The sequence below is a fragment of the Gordonia sputi NBRC 100414 genome, assembly GCF_000248055.1.
In the GTDB taxonomy this organism is placed as follows: domain Bacteria; phylum Actinomycetota; class Actinomycetes; order Mycobacteriales; family Mycobacteriaceae; genus Gordonia; species Gordonia sputi.
This window is the reverse complement of sequence record NZ_BAFC01000017.1, coordinates 1-2,416: the sequence shown is the minus strand read 5'-3', so window position 1 is coordinate 2,416 and position 2,416 is coordinate 1. Positions and strand designations below refer to the sequence as shown.

2 protein-coding genes are annotated in these 2,416 nt (G+C 65.1%); both read left to right on the top strand.

Features of this window, described 5'->3' with window-relative positions:
• The first annotated feature begins 135 nt into the window (after window positions 1-135).
• Window positions 136-1,485, top strand: coding sequence for a Mu transposase domain-containing protein (locus GOSPT_RS02265; protein WP_005202509.1), 1,350 nt, complete (start codon window positions 136-138; stop codon window positions 1,483-1,485).
• The gene (gene istB, locus GOSPT_RS02260; RefSeq protein WP_005202502.1) at window positions 1,482-2,351 is read left to right on the top strand and encodes an IS21-like element helper ATPase IstB; all 870 of its coding nucleotides are present in this window, start codon (window positions 1,482-1,484) and stop codon (window positions 2,349-2,351) included. Before GOSPT_RS02265 ends, istB begins: the two co-directional genes overlap by 4 nt.
• Window positions 2,352-2,416 lie beyond the last annotated feature (65 nt).

The following is a 2,416-nucleotide window of genomic DNA, read 5'->3' as shown; positions in this document are numbered from 1 at the left end:
TGACGGCGCTCATCGAAATTCCCCAGTGATGCTCATCTGAATTCCCCACCCGTGTGGCACCGCCAGAGTAGGCGGGCCTCCCGTGATGCTGATGGTCTCTGACCACTCACCAACTATCGCGGGAGGCCCGCTTTCATGTTGACACGGGAGAACGATGTGGAAGTACATGCACTACACAAACGGGGGTGGACGATCTCGGCGATCGCCCGCCACACCGGGCACGACAGGAAAACCATTCGCGCCTACCTCAACGGTGAGCGCAGCCCGGGCGAGCGTAAGAAGTCGGCGGCGGATCCGTTCGAGCCGTTCCTGGCCTACGTCACCGCGCGTCTGGTTGAGGACCCACATCTGTGGTCACGGACGTTGTGCGACGAACTCGAGGACCTCGGCTACACCCAGTCCTATCCGACATTGACCCGCCAGATCCGGCAACGTGGCCTGCGTCCGACATGTGAGGCGTGCGCCCTGGTGACGGAGCGGGCGAACGCGGTCATCGAGCATCCGCCGGGTGAGGAGACGCAATGGGATTGGGTGGAGTTACCGAACCCGCCGGACGAATGGGGTTGGGGTTCAACAGCATTCCTGCTTGTCGGGTCGTTGGCGCATTCCGGCAAATGGCGGGGCTACCTGGCGCCGGATATGACTCGCCCGCAGGTGATCGCCGGGATCGACCGCATCACCCGCCGACTCGGCGGGGTCACCAAGTCGTGGCGATTTGACCGGATGGCGACGGTTTGCCACCCGTCGACCGGCGCGTTGACCGCCGAGTTCGCTGGCGTGGCCAAGTATTACGGGGTCTCGGTCGATGTGTGCCCACCTCGCAGAGGCAATCGCAAGGGTGTGGTGGAGAAGTCCAATCACACTGCTGCACAACGCTGGTGGCGCACCCTTCCCGACGAGACGACACCCGAACAAGCGCAAACCAGCTGCGACACCTTCTGCCGCACCCGCTCGGATGCACGGATGCGCCCGACCTCTGATGGTCGGGCGAGTGTGATCACGGTGGCCGCTCGCGAACCGCTCAGCGCCCCACCAGCGGCTCCGTATCCGGCCACGCTCACCGAGATGCGCACGGTATCGCGCCAGGCGCTGGTGGCGTGGCGCGGCAACCAGTACTCGGTGCCGCCGGAGGTGGCGATGAGTGAAGTCACCGTGAGCGAGCGGCTCGGGGACGGACACATCGACATCGCCACCGATTCGGGCATCGTGATCGCGCGGCACCGCCTCGCCACGCCCGGGTCGGGCGCCCAAGTGCGTGATCACGGGCATGTCGTCGCGCTGGAGACCCTGGCCAAAGCCGGCGCCTCCAGCAGCCGTCGGCCGCATCGCCGCAAAGAACGTATCCCACCCGGCCAGGCCGCCCGAGACGCCGCAAACACACTGCGCCACAACACAACCAACACCGACGATACCGGCCCGCAGGCATCGATCATCGACATGAGCGTGTACGAACGCGCCGCACAGAACAGGACCCACCTCCCATGACCACCAACACCAACACCGACACCGACAATGCTGGGCTGGACTCTTCGAATAGTGTTGGGCCACAGTCACAATCAGCGATCTCGGTCTACCAGCAACTACGCGGACATCTCGCCGTCCTCAAACTCGACGCCGCAGCCGAAGCCCTGCCCCAAGTCTTGGCGGCCGCCAGCGAGCACGAGTGGTCGATGACCCAGACTCTCGAGCACCTGCTGGGCATCGAGGTCGATGCCACCGAAGCCCGACGGCTTGCCGGGCGGTTGCGGTTCGCGTGCCTGCCCACCCCGGCCACGTTGGACGGCTTCGACTACGACGCCGCGCCCGGCGTGGACCGGGCGCTGATCCGCGAACTCGGGACGTGTGCCTACCTCGAATCGTCGACGAACGTGCTGCTCATCGGCCCGCCGGGTACGGGCAAGACGCATCTGGCGGTCGGGCTTGCGAACGCCGCGGTCCACGCCGGCTATCGCACCTATGTGACCACCGCCGCCGACCTGGCCGCACGCTGCCACAAAGCCGCGATCGAAGGACGTTGGGCCACCTGCATGCGATTCTTCGCCGGACCCACCTTGCTCGTCATCGACGAGCTCGGCTACCTCCCATTGCCGGCCGAAGCCGCTTCAGCCTTGTTTCAGGTTGTGGCGCAACGATATTTGAAAACATCCATCGTCATCACCACCAACAGGTCCGTCGCCGAATGGGGCGAAGTGCTCGGTGACACCACCGTCGCCGCAGCCATGCTCGACCGGCTGCTGCATCGCTCCGTCGTGCTCAAACTCGACGGCGACTCCTACCGGCTTCGTGACCATCACGCCCGCACCCACAGCCAGCGCACCGCCACCGCACCCACCAGAAGGTCGCTACAGTAGAAACCGCCCACGGGTGGGGAATTTCAGTGAGCACACCTGGGGAACTTTCTTGAGCCTCGTCAATG

What these genes read in the sequence shown, in the direction of transcription:
- GOSPT_RS02265 (WP_005202509.1), top strand. Translation starts at nt 136, where the DNA reads ATGTTGACACGGGAGAACGATGTGGAAGTACATGCACTACACAAACGG.
- istB (WP_005202502.1), top strand. Translation starts at nt 1,482, where the DNA reads ATGACCACCAACACCAACACCGACACCGACAATGCTGGGCTGGACTCT.